The sequence below is a fragment of the Nostoc sp. genome (assembly GCF_036917935.1).
Lineage (GTDB): Bacteria > Cyanobacteriota > Cyanobacteriia > Cyanobacteriales > Nostocaceae > Nostoc.
The window spans coordinates 61,608-76,590 of sequence record NZ_JBALEL010000014.1 but is presented as its reverse complement, the minus strand read 5'-3'; the positions used below and the strand labels follow the sequence as shown (position 1 = coordinate 76,590).

Annotated in this window: 11 protein-coding genes and 1 pseudogene; 8 read left to right on the top strand and 4 right to left on the bottom strand. The window is 41.2% G+C overall.

Translation table 11 applies throughout. The features are described from left to right. Positions 1-46: 46 nt before the first annotated feature. Together V7K62_RS06475 and V7K62_RS06470 are read left to right on the top strand one after the other, a co-directional pair. Complete coding sequence (locus tag V7K62_RS06475) at positions 47-340, top strand: hypothetical protein (protein ID WP_334862834.1); 294 nt, start codon at positions 47-49, stop codon at positions 338-340. Then, the gene (locus tag V7K62_RS06470; RefSeq protein WP_334862832.1) at positions 327-1,427 is read left to right on the top strand and encodes a DUF6745 domain-containing protein; all 1,101 of its coding nucleotides are present in this window, start codon (positions 327-329) and stop codon (positions 1,425-1,427) included. Before V7K62_RS06475 ends, V7K62_RS06470 begins: the two co-directional genes overlap by 14 nt. Positions 1,428-1,585: 158 nt before the next feature. Here the strand turns inward: V7K62_RS06470 and V7K62_RS06465 are convergent, their stop codons facing one another. Next, entirely contained in the window at positions 1,586-2,275 is a 690-nt protein-coding gene (locus V7K62_RS06465; RefSeq protein ID WP_334862830.1) for a Uma2 family endonuclease, read from the bottom strand. A gap of 696 nt (positions 2,276-2,971) precedes the next feature. On the opposite strand from V7K62_RS06465, the gene bchB reads away from it, so the two are divergent. Both bchB and V7K62_RS06455 read left to right on the top strand, forming a co-directional pair. Continuing rightward, positions 2,972-4,498 (top strand): ferredoxin:protochlorophyllide reductase (ATP-dependent) subunit B, encoded by a 1,527-nt coding sequence (bchB, locus tag V7K62_RS06460; protein WP_334862828.1) that lies wholly within the window; start codon positions 2,972-2,974, stop codon positions 4,496-4,498. Between the two features lie 231 nt (positions 4,499-4,729). Then, on the top strand, positions 4,730-4,867 hold the full coding sequence (locus V7K62_RS06455; RefSeq protein ID WP_334862826.1) for a hypothetical protein: 138 nt from the start codon (positions 4,730-4,732) through the stop codon (positions 4,865-4,867). A gap of 53 nt (positions 4,868-4,920) precedes the next feature. Here V7K62_RS06455 and V7K62_RS06450 read toward each other — a convergent pair whose 3' ends face one another. Further along, a complete protein-coding gene (locus tag V7K62_RS06450; protein ID WP_334862823.1) occupies positions 4,921-5,721 on the bottom strand; it encodes a tetratricopeptide repeat protein in 801 nt (266 codons plus the stop codon). 179 nt (positions 5,722-5,900) lie between these two features. Between V7K62_RS06450 and V7K62_RS06445 the strand changes: the two genes are divergently transcribed. Together V7K62_RS06445 and V7K62_RS06440 are read left to right on the top strand one after the other, a co-directional pair. Then, positions 5,901-6,152, top strand: a complete 252-nt coding sequence (locus V7K62_RS06445; RefSeq protein ID WP_334862821.1) for a DUF4926 domain-containing protein — start codon at positions 5,901-5,903, stop codon at positions 6,150-6,152. A 323-nt stretch (positions 6,153-6,475) separates the two neighbouring features. After that, positions 6,476-9,643 (top strand): plasmid replication protein, CyRepA1 family, encoded by a 3,168-nt coding sequence (locus tag V7K62_RS06440; protein WP_334862819.1) that lies wholly within the window; start codon positions 6,476-6,478, stop codon positions 9,641-9,643. 19 nt (positions 9,644-9,662) lie between these two features. Here V7K62_RS06440 and V7K62_RS06435 read toward each other — a convergent pair whose 3' ends face one another. Beyond that, a complete protein-coding gene (locus V7K62_RS06435; protein ID WP_334862817.1) occupies positions 9,663-10,517 on the bottom strand; it encodes a sulfurtransferase in 855 nt (284 codons plus the stop codon). A gap of 417 nt (positions 10,518-10,934) precedes the next feature. On the opposite strand from V7K62_RS06435, the gene V7K62_RS06430 reads away from it, so the two are divergent. Both V7K62_RS06430 and V7K62_RS06425 read left to right on the top strand, forming a co-directional pair. Continuing rightward, positions 10,935-11,135, top strand: coding sequence for a hypothetical protein (locus tag V7K62_RS06430; RefSeq protein WP_334862815.1), 201 nt, complete (start codon positions 10,935-10,937; stop codon positions 11,133-11,135). A 1,173-nt stretch (positions 11,136-12,308) separates the two neighbouring features. Beyond that, positions 12,309-14,129 (top strand): tetratricopeptide repeat protein, encoded by a 1,821-nt coding sequence (locus V7K62_RS06425; protein ID WP_334862813.1) that lies wholly within the window; start codon positions 12,309-12,311, stop codon positions 14,127-14,129. Positions 14,130-14,312: 183 nt separating this feature from the next. On the opposite strand, the pseudogene V7K62_RS06420 reads toward V7K62_RS06425, so the two are convergent. Further along, positions 14,313-14,735 (bottom strand): annotated as a pseudogene (locus V7K62_RS06420) (FAD-dependent oxidoreductase); the annotation flags it as partial. Between the last annotated feature and the right edge of the window lie 248 nt (positions 14,736-14,983).

The window sequence follows — 14,983 nt, the reverse complement described above, 5'->3', positions numbered from 1 at the left end:
AGCAAAAGCGAAGTGGGGTTTGTACCCATGTTAGGAAAGCAGAACTATGCAACCAATTCGTCAGGGTGATGTTATCTTACTACCTGTGCAGCAGGTTGAAGGACAAAAAATACCTCATTTAACTTTGGCAGAAGGCGAAGTTACGGGTCATAAGCATCGTATTACTGAGGGCAAGGCAGAATTGTCCGATAAAGATGGCACGCTCTATCTACGTGTTTTTTCAGAGTTGGCATTGCTAGCTCATGAGGAGCATAAAGCTATTTCTATTCCCCAAGGTGACTGGATGGTGAAAATTCAGCGGGAATACGAGCCTGAAGGTTGGCGTTATGTCGCTGATTGAAAAGTTAACGCCTGAGCAAGAGGCTTTGATTCCAGTTTATCGAGAAAAGTGGCGAGCGATCGCGCTTTCGACTGAGAGGATTGATCGTGAAAAAGCTGCGAAAGCGGTCAAAGCTACTTATGTTTTGATTGGTATGGAAGAACCTGAGATAGTTTTTTATGATAGCCCGAATGCTGCTTTGATAACTACTTTAAGCAAATTATCACAAGAACGTGGTAGCGATTGGGATAGTGGTTCGGATCTGTGGGGGGAATTATGTATTTATGAACTACCGCCTGCAAACGTATGTAACGACCTAGAGGATGAATTATATAAACAAATTGATGGCGAACTTCATACTCTACTGTGGTTTGAATTAAAAATGAAACTAGACAATAGTATGAATAATTGTAACCATTGCTGGGAATTGTGGAGCGAATTAGACAGACAACTGGAAAGTCAACTACAACTTGAAGTGGAAAATGCCAAGGAGGACTGCATTCACTATGAAATATTAGCTCTTGGTGCAAGTTTCAATGATTTTTGTATTTCGGTTTTGAATTGTGTGCATGATCAAGTTACATGGAATTCATTTGAGTCAGTAGTCAAAGAGTGCGGCTGGATTTTCGCAGGTAAAAATACTTGTATAGTATGCGATCGCCCCACAAAATTATCTTTTGACAATCAAAATCGCCTCCATGCTGAAGGCGAACCCGCCATTGAATTTATTGATGGATATAGCCTGTACTCATATCACAATGTAACTTTGCCTGAAAAATATGGTAAAATCCACCCGCAGCAATGGCAAGCTGAATGGCTTTTATCAGAGGAAAACGCCGAACTACGGCGAGTACTAATTGAGGGTATCGGTTACGCCAGAATTTGCGAAGAATTACAAGCTATTGAATTAGATACTTGGCATGAATACACGCTATTAAAAATTGATAATGATGTCGATGAAGAACCAATTTACTTATTAAAAATGACTTGTCCCAGTACAAGCTTTATTCACGCCTTGCGAGTTCCACCGAATATGAACTCAGCGCGTGAAGGGATTCGCTGGGTAAATTGGGGAGTAGATCCAGAAGAATTTGCTGTGCAAACATAATTGCTTAGGGACTTCCAATAAATAAATTATCCATCTTGTGGGGTGGGCATCTTGCCCGCCCTAAGTCTAGGACGGGTGGGGACACCCATCCCACAAGAAAATTTGGGATGTTTTTTTATTTGGAAGTCCCTCAAGAGACTTTTCCCATTTAGAACGGGTTAATCACTACCTAATTTCTTGATAAAATCTCCATGTTCAGCAGACTGCAAACCTGCTTGTAAAACCTTCAACACACCCTGCATATTACCTGCTAATAACTCCGTCGCCACTAACCACAACCCTGGAAATACCCGACTTCGCAAAACGCCTTCATTGTCAGGTACTAATTCCAGATATTCACCCTGTTCAAGAGAAAACCAAGTCAATTTTTGGTCTAAAACTTGCCAAACAATATATTCTTTGACACCGTTGCGACGATAAGCCTGTTTTTTGCCATGAAGATCAATAGCCGCACTACTAGCAGCAATTTCCACAACTAACTCTGGCGCACCTTCAATATAATCATCTTCACTCAGCCGCGTTTGACCACCTGCTTCCGGTTCAATCAGGAGAACAGCATCGGGTTGAGGTTCGTTATCTAAGTCTAAGCGGACGGTAGGTTCAACTCCCAACGCTACACCAGGAGTTGCAACTTCGTAAGTACCAAGCCAGGTCAAAATCCAACCATGCGGTTGACCGTGACTTCGGAAACGCAGAGCAGCAGGCATAATATAGACAATCCCTTCGGTTAATTCAGCTTTTTTCAAGTTAGGGGTGGCATTATAGCGACGCTCAAATTCATAGCGGGTGAGTTTGTCGCCATTTTCCAGAGGAGGAATTGTCGAAGGCTGGGAGGGTGTTTTCACCATAATTGTTGTACTGAAAATGAGCTTGTGTACATCCTAGCTAATTATGTAAAAACGCAACCGACTAGGGAATGAGAGATTATAGCGTTTTTCGTTTGCAATACACTTTGACCTCACTTCCATTCCTCTCTCCTTTTAGGAGAGAGGCTTTGAATCTTACTCCCCTTCCCTACAAGGGAAGGGGCTGGGGGTTAGGTCTGTATTGGACTCAACTATAGCGATTCTCGGCCCTTGTGAGGTACAAGAACCCCAACCCCCTCCCCGCTCTTCGAGAGGGGGCTATGATGTACCTGATCTGATTAAGAAACGCTATAAGAACCGATACAATAAACAAATTTCCCGAAACATTAAGATTTTTTTACAAAACCAACAGGAATATTGTTTAAATAGATAGCCGCATCCCAAGCAGTAAATAGGTTTCAGCTATATCGCCTCCCCTAAAACCCGCAACAAACCTTATTTTTTTTCAGCCAGCAGGTTTGAGAAAATCAGAAACGATTTAATAATTAAGCACTTATAAGTAGATGGGCTGAATTAAAGATAATACCTCTCTCCAAACCTCTCCCCTTCCCTGCTAAGGGCACGCTGGGCGATGCCTACGGCGGTAAACTACGCACTGAAGCGGTTGGTGGTAAAGTCTATCTTATATTTTTTACGCCCAGTTACTTAGTTATTTGAGTTGAAAAGGGAGACACAAACATGAAATTGGCTTACTGGATGTATGCTGGCCCAGCCCACATCGGCACTCTGCGAATCGCTAGCTCTTTTAAAAATGTTCATGCGATTATGCACGCCCCCATTGGCGATGACTACTTTAACGTCATGCGCTCTATGTTATCGCGGGAGAGGGATTTTACTCCGGTGACAACCAGTGTCGTCGATCGCAACGTTTTAGCACGCGGTTCTCAAGAGAAGGTGGTAGATAACATCATCCGCAAGGATGCCGAGGAACACCCAGATTTGATTGTGTTAACTCCCACCTGCACCTCCAGCATTTTGCAAGAGGATTTGCACAATTTTGTGGAGCGATCGCAGTTGGAAGCAAAAGGAGACGTAATGCTGGCGGATGTGAACCACTACCGCTACAACGAACTACAAGCCGCCGATCGCACTCTCGATCAAATCGTTCAATACTACATTGAAAAAGCTCGGAAGCGGGGCGAATTACCAGAGGGCAAAACTGCAAAGCCTTCGGTTAACATTATCGGTACTACTACCCTCGGTTTCCACAATAATCACGACTGCACCGAACTGAAACGGTTGATGGCTGACTTAGGAATTGAGGTAAATACCTTAATTCCCGAAGGTGCTTCGGTGAACGACTTGAAGAAGATGTCCAAAGCCTGGTTTAACCTGGTGCCTTACCGTGAACTCGGTTTGACTACAGCCCGTTACCTGGAAGAACAATTTGGCACACCTTATATAGACATTACTCCAATGGGTGTGGTGGAAACTGCCCGTTGTATTCGCAAGATTCAGCAGGTAATTAACGCTCAAGGTGCAGAAGTTGACTACGAAAACTTCATCAATGAGCAAACCCTCCATGTCTCTCAGGCTGCTTGGTTCTCCCGTTCGATTGACTGTCAAAACTTGACTGGCAAAAAAGCTGTGGTTTTTGGTGACAACACCCACGCCGCCGCCATTACCAAGATTCTGGCGCGAGAAATGGGGATTCATGTTGTTTGGGCTGGAACCTACTGTAAATATGATGCAGACTGGTTCCGCGAACAGGTTAGCGAGTATTGCGATGAAGTGCTAATTTCCGAAGATCATGGTGCAATTGGGGATGCGATCGCTCGTGTCGAACCCTCTGCCATTTTCGGCACCCAAATGGAACGCCATGTTGGTAAGCGTTTGGATATTCCCTGCGGTGTAATTGCTGCACCAATCCACGTCCAAAACTTCCCCATTGGTTACAAACCATTTATGGGTTACGAAGGCACGAATCAGATTACAGATTTGATCTACAATTCCTTCACTTTGGGAATGGAAGATCACCTATTAGAAATCTTCGGTGGTCATGATACCAAAGAAGTAATTACTAGGGGAATTTCTGCTGATTCTGATTTGAATTGGACAAAAGATGGTCAAGCAGAATTGAATAAGATTCCGGGATTTGTGCGTGGGAAAGTGAAGCGTAATACTGAAAAATTTGCCCGCGATCGCGGTTTCAAGGAAATCAACGCTGAGGTATTGTACGCCGCGAAGGAAGCTGTAGGAGCGTAGTTTAGCGAGTTAGCTTATATTGCTTTAAAGTGAGGAGTCAAAAATACTCCTCACTGTTTATAAAGCATTATTTAAATTCAAAAATAATTTTACATATACTTAAATATACGAAATATGTATAATAAAAGCTGATACCTTATTTCTAGATTTATGAAGTTTATTCAAATTGGTGATCGACTTATTAACTTAAGTGCCATAGCCACTATTGAGCTTTTTGAAGATAAGATTACTATGCTATTAGCCAATCCTACTCAAGAGCGTCTTGAGTTTTCTGGGCAAATAGCCCAAGATATCAAAGATTACTTTAATAATCAAAAATTAGTGGATATAGTACCACCACCACCAAGACCACCTTTAGAAGCAGTTTAGAACTTGGTCTTAGGACTAAATTATCTACATTATTAATACAGAAACAAGGCTTTTCATAGTGTTAATTGTCTATTGTCGCAATCTTTAATAGCATTTAATGTCGTTTGATAGCCTTCCATATCATTTTGCTCCAAGAAAAAATTTGCAGCCTTCTGCAAGTCATCTATTGCACCTCTGTGATCACCCAACATATAACGAGCCATAGCACGATATGAGTAGGCTGGAGCAAAATTAGGAGCAAATTTTAATGATTGATTAAAAAGCTCAATTCCACTTTTAGCATCTTTATTTATAATAGAGATCAGTCCTAGACCATAGTAGGCGTAGAAATTGCTAGAATCTAATACAAGTACTTGATTATAATCTTCCATTGCTCTGGAATAATCTTCTAAAATGGCATAAGCAAAGCCTCTATATCTATAAGCATCTACTAATTTAGGATAATTGATAATCACTTGAGTGAAGTCTTGAATTGCTATTTTATGGTATCCTGCTCTTAAATAAGAAAGTCCCCGATTATAACGAGTAAACCCATCGTTTGGATTAAGACCTAATACCCTATTGCAATCTTCAACTGCTGCTTTGTAATTTTCCACTTGAAGATAAACAAATCCCCGGTGAGAATAAGCTACAACATGATTAGGATTGATTTTTATTGCTTGGTTAAAATCTTCAATAGCCCGGTCATAGTCTTTTAATTCAGTACGGACAAGACCTCGTTTAAAGTAAGCAAGAGCATTATTGGGATCAAAGCTAATTGATTGGTTAAGGGCTTCAAGTGCTTCCCCAGTATTGCCTCGCTCTAAACTACTGTCTCCCCAACCAGCCAAAAACATACTCAAAAAATTTTTCACTTTATTTTACTCTCCCGTAGCCAATCTCATTCTGAAGGTTAACTAATCAGTTATATCTCAATATATTTAGATAAGCCCAAAAGTTCAATGTTCTATACCGATAGCCTTTACTGAACCGTATTGAGCAAGTAGGTTGGGTTGCACTACGCTTAACTAATTGGTTACAGAAGAATTAAACAATGACAGCAGCTAGCTTATTTCAGTGGGTGGAACTGAAGCAGGATGTTCCTAATAGTTCTCTAAAAGCTGGCGATAGAGGGGTTGTGTTGGATCACCTGCATCCTACTAAAACTCAGCAAGAGCCAGGATATATTTTAGAAATCTTTAAAGACGGTGAAACTCTAGATGTAGTTAGTGTGCCTATTTCCTGGGTTAACCCTCTACCTGAAACCTGGGGAAGTATTGAACATGATACAAGACAGACAGTTTAAGACAGAAAAATCAAATTCATGGACAAAGCTTGTCTTGCAAGATGTTACCCTATAGCGATCGCTGCTGCAACCCCTGGAGCGATCGCATTCCTTTACGCAGAAATTTACTGATAAATAAAAATTAAAATCGAACAAATATCACAATACAAAATTATTACTTCGGGGATCTAATAGGCAGAATAACCTACTACAGCTTTAACCGATGTGTCTACTGTAACGAAGTAAAAAAAGCATCACAAAAGCCTCGCAATATCGCTTATAGAAAAAAAACAGATGCGTGTTAATGTTTTAATCTCATTGACTTTCCCTTAGCGTCTTTCCCTATGCATCTGCACTATTTACACCCCCAACACCTTGAAGAATTAGTCAAGAGTAGTGGTATAGACTTACACTTAGTGCAACTCAATTTTAGGTCACTCCAAGGCGTAACCGCTTATGAGTACCTATTGATTTCTGAGCTACTCCCCCGTACCAATACCGGAATGGTGAAAGCTGGATGGTTGCAGCGTTATGCTCATATCACTGAAGGTGGTTGGTGGTGTTCGGGACTAGACCCTCTGAATAATTGGCAAATGATGGAATGGGGATGCTTTAAGCCAAACCAACCCCGACAAAATCACAATGGTAAGTCTATCAAATACGAGCATCCCCCCAGCACGCCAACGCGAGTGTTTTGTTTGCGGGTAACGTTGCAAGTGTGGCAGCAAGTCGCTGGGCGTTACAATCTGGTCATGCCTGATAATATCACCGTTACTCCTGATGGTGAAGCTGGAGGCTTTTGGCAATGGGTGATGCAACAGAACATTCCTCTTGTCATCTGCGAGGGTGTCAAGAAAGCAGCCACGTTGTTAACACAAGGATATGTAGCTATTGCGATTCCCGGAATTACCAGTGGTTATCGGGTTGTTAAAGATGAATTTGGCAAAGTTACCCGTCGTCAACTAATTCCCGATTTAGCCGCGTTTGCGATTACAAAACGCAGCTTTTACATTTGCTTTGATTTTGAAACTCAACCCAAGACAATTGCTGCTGTAAATAATGCTATTTCTCAACTTGGTTGTTTATTGCAGCAAAAAAATTGCCCTGTTAAAGTCATCGAACTTCCAGGAATAGAAAAAGGGGTTGATGAGTTTATTGTTACTAAAGGTGCAAGTAGTTTTGATAAAGTTTATCGCCAAAGTGTTGATTTAGAAATTTATCTTGCTCAAACTAAACCCCATACTGAGTTAAGCATTCCTGCTGCACTCACCTTCAACCGTCCTTATATAGGTGAAATACCTTTTCCAGCTTCTGGATTAGTAGGAGTTAAATCAGCGAAAGGAACAGGGAAAACTACAGCATTGCAAGGCGTTGTTCAGCAAGCAAAAAGTAGAAGTCAACCCGTTTTATTAATTACTCATAGAATTTTACTAGGACGATTTTTGTGTGAAAAAATTGGTATTCAATGGGGAACACATAAAGAAGATGGAGAGAAAAGGATTGATAAAACACTTACCCCCGCTCCTCCTATTCTTCGCTCTCCCTTTCCTCAGCAGTCTCTTGGATTGTGTGTTGATTCTATTTGGAAACTTAACCCGGAAAATTGGCGTGGGGCAATAGTAATTTTAGATGAAGTAGAGCAATCTTTATGGCATCTATTAAATAGTAATACTTGTAAGCACAAGCGGGTAAAAATATTAAAGTTATTTCAGCAACTAATTGCTACAGTTTTAACAAGTGGGGGGTTAGTAATTGCCCAAGATGCTGATTTATCAGATGTTTCAGTTGAATATTTACAGGGATTGGCAGGAATTAAATTAACACCTTGGGTAGTTCTAAACCAGTGGAAACCTCAGCATGGTTGGGACGTGACTTTTTATGATTCGCCGAACCCTACACCGCTAATTCATCAACTGGAATTGGATTTACTTGCTGGACGTAAATGTTATGTTACTACTGATAGTCGCGCCGGGCGTTACAGTTGTGAAACAATTGAACGTTATCTGAAAGAGCGGTTAGAAAAATTACGGCGACAATTTCCTAAAACTCTGGTAGTTAGTAGTCACACTACAAACACACCTGGTCACGCAGCAGTTGATTTTATTGCAGCGATTAATCAAAAAATATCTGAGTATGACGGTGTTTTTGTCACCCCTAGCCTTGGTACAGGAATTAGTATTGATGTCCAACATTTCGACCGAGTTTATGGCATTTTTCAAGGGGTAATTCCTGACTCGGAAGCAAGACAAGCGTTAGCAAGAGTCAGGGATGATGTACCGCGTGTTGTCTGGTGCGCTAAACGAGGTATTGGTTTAATTGGTAGTGGGAGTACAAATTATCGCTTGCTATCTGATTGGTATCAAGAAAATCAAAAAGAAAACTTAGCTTTGCTGAGTCCTCTACATAAAATAGATGTAGATTTACCTTTAGTTTATGACCCGATTCATTTGCGAACTTGGGCGAAGTTATCTGCAAGGGTAAATGCTTCTATTCGCCTCTATCGGCAATCGATGCAAGATGGTTTAATTGCTGATGGTCATCAAATTCAGATGCGGAGTAATGCAGTTCATAATAATATTATTCGAGATTTACGTCTGGCCTTTTTGGCAACTGATGCTGATGATTTAGCTACCCGCAGAAGATTAGTTTTAGAAATTGTCAAAGTTCAAAAGGATTGGGCACAAAGCCGTCAAAAAGCTAAAGAAATTAAACGCAAAATTAAAGAGATTAAGCAGCAAAATCAACTATCGGTAGCTGCTGCTGTAGCCAATGCTAAAGATATCGATTATGTCGAATATGAGCAGATGTTAGTTAAGCATTCCCTAACCGATGGAGAACGCAACCAGATTAACAAATATATTCTTAGACAAAGATATGGTGTAGAAGTTACTCCTTGGCTGAAATTGCAGGATGACCAAGGATATCATCGTCAACTGTTAATTCACTATTATTTAACTCACGAAAGCGAGTATTTTCACGTTAGAGATGAGCAAGAATGGCATCAGCAATTGTCTTGGGGAGAAGGGAAAGTTTTTCTGCCAGATTTAAAAACTTACACGCTCAAAGTTGAAGCTATGAGAGCTTTAGGGATGCTTCAGTTTCTCGAAGAAAAACGCGATTTTACTGAGAATGATCCAGATTTAATATTGCTGAAAAACGTTGCTTTTCACCATAGTAAACATATTAAAAGAGCGCTTGGTATTAATTTGGTTGGAGAGAAAGAGCAGGTTTCGGCAATAAAAATACTCAGCCGACTATTAAATTTGTTGGGTTTGAAGTTGAAACGAGTAAATGAGGTTTATCAAATTGATTTAGAAACGCTATATGATGGCAGGGAGAAAATATTTGCTGTTTGGCATCAACGAGATGAGTTGATGTTGGCTCATGTTAAGAGTATTGGTTATGAATTGCCTGATTATTCTTCAGATTGTAAGTTTGAAATTATGCAAACGAAGTCTGAAAAGGTAGACCATAGATTATCTATGTCTACTGTCCCATTATCCAAGATATAGCAATCCTGAATTACCTTCTTCAGATTACTCTGCTATCAATGGGTAGTGATAAGTCACGAGACCATTCATTCCAAGAGCCAAAATAATTTCTGGCAGAAATCCCTGCCTCTGCGAGGGCGATCAATGTATTGGCAGCCCTTGAACCTTTAAAGCAGTAAATGTACACAATGGACTCTAAAGTAATACCTACAGATTGACAAATTTCTCGGATTTCATCTGGCGATCGGAACATGGGTATTTGCGATTCGGAATTCATCAAACGATGCCATTCTAACCATATAGTGTTAGGGATTCTACCTTTGCGAGGACAAAAATCAACAGCATAGGGAGAAGAACTCAACCCAAGCCATTCCTCGCTGTCGCGCACATCTAATTTAATAATTGCTCGATTGTCAATTGCTTGCAACATCTCGGCGGTAGTCACCATCATGTCAGCGTTGGGATGCAATCTAAAGATGCTGCTTTCACGTAATGGTACTTCATCAGTAGTAGGTAATCCTGCCTTGAGCCATGCTCTATATCCTCCGTGTAAGATAGATACCTGAGCGCAACCCAAATATTTCAGTAAGAAAGCTGCTCGACAAGATTGACCATAACCTTTATTTAAAGTATCTTCATAAACAATTAACCATTCTGCACCAGATATTCCTACCCCACTCAAAATTTGTGCAAAATACTCTTGTAATTTCTTTAATCCTGCTGGGTAGGAATTGTCTAAAAGATAGGTGAAAAAAGCTCTAATATTTATGGATTGAGGAATATGAGAAATAGCATATTCTTCGGGAGTCCGCGTATCAATTATGACAGTCTTGGATGACTTTTGGGCTAACAAAAGCGTGAGTGATTGAGGAGAAATGAGAAGTTTTGTATTCACGCTTTAATGCTGATGTTGTCTTACTATTAGGCATTATCGCCCTCGCTAGAGAGAGCCTTTTGTCATGCAAATCACAGAAGAATGAATGTTGAATGTTATCAGAGAACTTTTGTGGCTATGTTGTTTTAAAACTGACCAAATCAATACATTCTGTTTGCGCTTTTGCTCATCGCTCCACCAATTATGTTCACAATCGCGTCTACCAACACGTAAATTTCGAGGCACTACAACGATGTGTGCAAAGGGATTTGGGCAATCTCATAACCCAAAAATCAACAAGCGAGTCTTAAAGGGAGTAAGCTATTGCGGCAACGCAGTCTAGAAGCTCCAATTAAAAGCATTTGTTTAGTTATGTCGCCAGAATCGGGAAAATGTTAAAGTTAAAAGCGATCGCTACACGAAAAATGTAAATAAGATATGGCTGACCAAAAAGATAAAGCTCAAGAAAAAAACCGGCTTGAACAGCTCCAAGAAGAACAAGGCAACACGGATTCTAAACACTCAGGGGGTGCTGGTGCTTCTGGTGGTAACTCCGGTGCAGGTAAATCTGGCACATCAAAAATTTCTGCCACTGGTACACCTGATGACATCGAAAAAGTTGATCAGGAGCAAAGCTGACTCCGAGGACGAGTCAAGGTTTAACTGCATCGGTCATTAGTAACTCAACTCAACAATGGTGGATTGAATACCTAATATCATGTCCGCTTGATTAATTATTAAACCCGAAGAAGCCCAAAGAGCCAGGTGCTAACAGCGGGTTTCCCGACTTGTTCGCGCAGCGTCTCCCCCTGGGAGAAGCACCTCGCGGGTGGAGTGCAATGACTCTGGGAATTATAACTAATTATACGTACATAATTATGATTATTTAGTCCACCATCGCGATCGCAACGCTTACGTCAGAAGGCGCACCCTAAACTTAAGTAATGTTTAGCGCCGTGCAATATTTGTGAGACTTGAGGAGCGAGTGTCTCGTAGAGAGGAAAACCAAGCCATCGCCCCCATTCAAGTGACGAAAAGAGAGTGATCGCTCCCTGACAGACAATTGTTAAAAAAAAGCCCAGTCATTTCATAACTGGGCTTTTAGTTATCTCACGAAAACCCTCACCTTTCGCCAAATAGACAGAACCTTGACAATTCAAGAGTTTCAGCGTTTTACGTATGAATGTATATCTGACTAATGAATCCCGGAAACGGACTTTTAAATTAGACCTGCCAAAAATGCTGCTGGGAATGGCTCTATATTTAGTTTCTGAGTGGCGGGCTTTCAAATAAATGATTCGCAACAACGGGATTGAAACAACCAAATAATTACGACTGGACAGACGAATTGATCTTTAAAATAAATGAAACCAGTTCGCAGGATTGAAACAAAAATCAATATGCACTTTCCGATAACAACAGCAAACTTTCAAATATAGCGGTTCTCGCTTAAGTGGGGTACAAGAACCCCACCCCCAACCCCCTCCCCGCAAGCGAGGAGGGGACTATAGGACTCGTATTTGATTTTTGAAAAAAACTCAGTAGACATCTATTCCCTTCTTTCCTGTTCCCTTCTTTCCTGTTCCCTGTTCCCTGTTCCCTGTTCCCTCCGCAACTAAATTCAGGAATCAAATCGCATTGCTATATGATGTACCTCATGTGATCAGGAAACGCTATAAATGAAATCCATTCGCGGAATTTAAATATAAAATTATAGCAACAGACACAACACTAGTTGGAATGATTTTCAAAACATATCGTTAAGAATCCTGATGCTTTAGGCTAGAGAATGTCAAAAGCCAAAAAAATTAGATGAATACTGAAGATTTTTTCAAGCAAGGATTAAACCACAATTTGCAAGGGGACTATCAAGCTGCGATCGCAGCTTACACCCAAGCAATCAAGCTAAATGCTGACTATGCCGAAGCTTACCATAATCGCGGGCTGATTTTAAGTGGTCAACTCAAAGATTATCGCACTGCGATCGCAGATTACAACCGCGCCATCGAAATCAATCCCAATTTTGCCTTAGCCTATTACAACCGGGCTAATGCTCATTATTTTTTAGCCGATTATGAAGGTGCGATCGCCGATCATAACGCAGCATTACAAGTAGATCCGAATTTAGCCCAATCTTACCACAGTCGGGGAAATGCCTACTTTGCTTTGGAAAACTACGACAAAGCGATCGCAGATTATATTCAAACTATAGAAATGAGTACCCAATTAGCTGATAATATCAATATTGATATTGCCAACGCTTATCATAATCGGGGTGTGACTCGTTTTGAAGCTGGCGATCATCAAGGAGCGATCGCAGATTTTCAGCAAGCTTTACAATGGCATCCCCATTTTGCCGCAGCTTACAGTAATCGCGGTAATATTCACCAGATTTTAGGCAATTATCAGGAAGCGATCGCTGACCATAACCAAGCATTACAATTAGATCCTAACTTGGCGGAAGCTTATCATAACCGAGGTAATGCCCACTACGCTTTAGCAGATTATGAAAGTGCGATCGCAGATTACAACCACGCCCTAAAAATCAACCCCAGCTTTGCCGGAGCGTACTATAATCGGGGTCTTGTGCTTGCTCACCTCAAAAACTATCATGGAGCAATTGAAGACTTTAACGAAGCATTGAAGCTGAATCCTGATGATGTGCAAGCTTATTGTGAGCGGGGTCTGGTTCGTAGTACTCTTGAAGATTATCAGGGTGCGATCGCAGATTATGACCAAGCATTACAAGAAAATCCGACTCTAGCTTTAGTATACGGCTTTCGGGCTAATGCTCGTCGCCGATTGGGAGATTATCAAGGTGCAATTGAAGATAGCAATCGCCTCTTACAACTCAATCCCAATTTAGCAGAAGGATATTGCGATCGCGCGGCGGCTCGTCGTTCTTTAGGAGATCATAAAGGCGCAATTAAAGATTATGATCGAGCATTGCAGATTAATGATAACTTAGCCGCAGCTTATTATGGTCGGGGTATTGCTCGTGAAGCCCTGCAAGATTTACAGGGAGCAATTGATGATAATACTCAAGCCATAGAGCTTGTTCCTGATTTTTCTCAAGCGTACTGCAATCGGGGGAATGCTCGTCGTCTTTTAGGAGATGAACAGGGAGCGATCGCAGATTACGACAAAGCATTACAAATTAATCCTAATTTAATTGAAGCATATTACAACCGAGGTTCTACCCGCTATGCTTTAGAAGCTTATGAAAGTGCGATCGCAGATTACACCCAAGCTTTGCAAATAAATCCCCAATCTGCTGCATTTTACAGCGATCGCGCTAATGCTCGCTATGCCCTAGAAGATTATCAAGGGGCAATAGAAGATTATAGTCGAGCGATCGCCATCGACCCCAGCTTTGCCGAAGACTGGTACAATCGGGGTCGTAGCCGTTCTCTGTTGGGAGACTTACAAGAAGCGCTTGCAGACTTGAACCAAGCCTTACAGCGTCAGCCTAATTGGGCTTCAGCTTACATCCTTCGGGCAGATGTCTACCGCAATCTGGGAGACTCTCAGGGAGCAATTACAGATTTTCAGAAATCCGCAGACTTGTATTACCAAGAAGGAAATATTCAGTATTACGAACAAATTAGTGAGCTAATTGAACAGCTTCGATGAACCCCACCCCGCCAAGGCTGTGCTTTGTCTCCCGTCCCCGCAAGCTTACGATGTACACACAAGTCTCTTGACCTGCACGTTTGTTGCATCGACTCGCACGTTTGTTGAGCGCCTCCACCTGCTTTCCGCAATCTTAATTGGTTCTTGAGGATTTTTACCTACAGCTTCAATTAATTCATGTCAATGCTCTAATAGCTGCGATACTGGTTTAGCTGCGATCGCATATTCTGCCGCACCTGATACAGATATTGTAGCCGGAGTGCTGCCAATATCTATAGACAGCACATCAAAATCTACCGCAAGTCCGTCAGCACAAAGAACTTTGTTGTTTTTCAAGTCTAGGGCAACTACTGTGTCAATATACAATTGTGCTTGAGCAAAGTTCGCCAAGGGTCGCAAGTCAATATGGGATTCATTGTGGCTGTAAAATCCGGCAATGTGTCCTGGTAACATCCCTGAGTAGGCTGTCTCTGATGCTGTGGTAATCAGCGTCAAACGTACTCCTGTTAACGGTTTCATTCCGAACATTTTCATAACAATAGTATGGCTGTGACCGCTACCAATCAACACCAGGTTTTTCACTATTGGCTGTATATTTTGCTGCATTTAAATACCCATTTTTAGTTAATCACTGATTAAGAAGAAATCAAAATCATCATGATGTGAGTTAATTGTCAGGGAAGACTAAAGACTAGTGAGTATAACTGATGATTGGGAACGGCAAGAGTATGTATGCTCATCTCTACTTACTCAACAGTTATATTTTGCATTTTGTTTGTTGCATGAGGATATTCAAATATTGACTATAGACTTCTTGCATAAATCAAAAAAAGAACCCCACCCCGCCTTTGACT

What these genes read in the sequence shown, in the direction of transcription:
- V7K62_RS06475 (WP_334862834.1), top strand. Translation starts at nt 47, where the DNA reads ATGCAACCAATTCGTCAGGGTGATGTTATCTTACTACCTGTGCAGCAG.
- V7K62_RS06470 (WP_334862832.1), top strand. Translation starts at nt 327, where the DNA reads ATGTCGCTGATTGAAAAGTTAACGCCTGAGCAAGAGGCTTTGATTCCA.
- V7K62_RS06465 (WP_334862830.1), bottom strand. Translation starts at nt 2,275, where the DNA reads ATGGTGAAAACACCCTCCCAGCCTTCGACAATTCCTCCTCTGGAAAAT.
- bchB (WP_334862828.1), top strand. Translation starts at nt 2,972, where the DNA reads ATGAAATTGGCTTACTGGATGTATGCTGGCCCAGCCCACATCGGCACT.
- V7K62_RS06455 (WP_334862826.1), top strand. Translation starts at nt 4,730, where the DNA reads ATGCTATTAGCCAATCCTACTCAAGAGCGTCTTGAGTTTTCTGGGCAA.
- V7K62_RS06445 (WP_334862821.1), top strand. Translation starts at nt 5,901, where the DNA reads ATGACAGCAGCTAGCTTATTTCAGTGGGTGGAACTGAAGCAGGATGTT.
- V7K62_RS06440 (WP_334862819.1), top strand. Translation starts at nt 6,476, where the DNA reads ATGCATCTGCACTATTTACACCCCCAACACCTTGAAGAATTAGTCAAG.
- V7K62_RS06430 (WP_334862815.1), top strand. Translation starts at nt 10,935, where the DNA reads ATGGCTGACCAAAAAGATAAAGCTCAAGAAAAAAACCGGCTTGAACAG.
- V7K62_RS06425 (WP_334862813.1), top strand. Translation starts at nt 12,309, where the DNA reads ATGAATACTGAAGATTTTTTCAAGCAAGGATTAAACCACAATTTGCAA.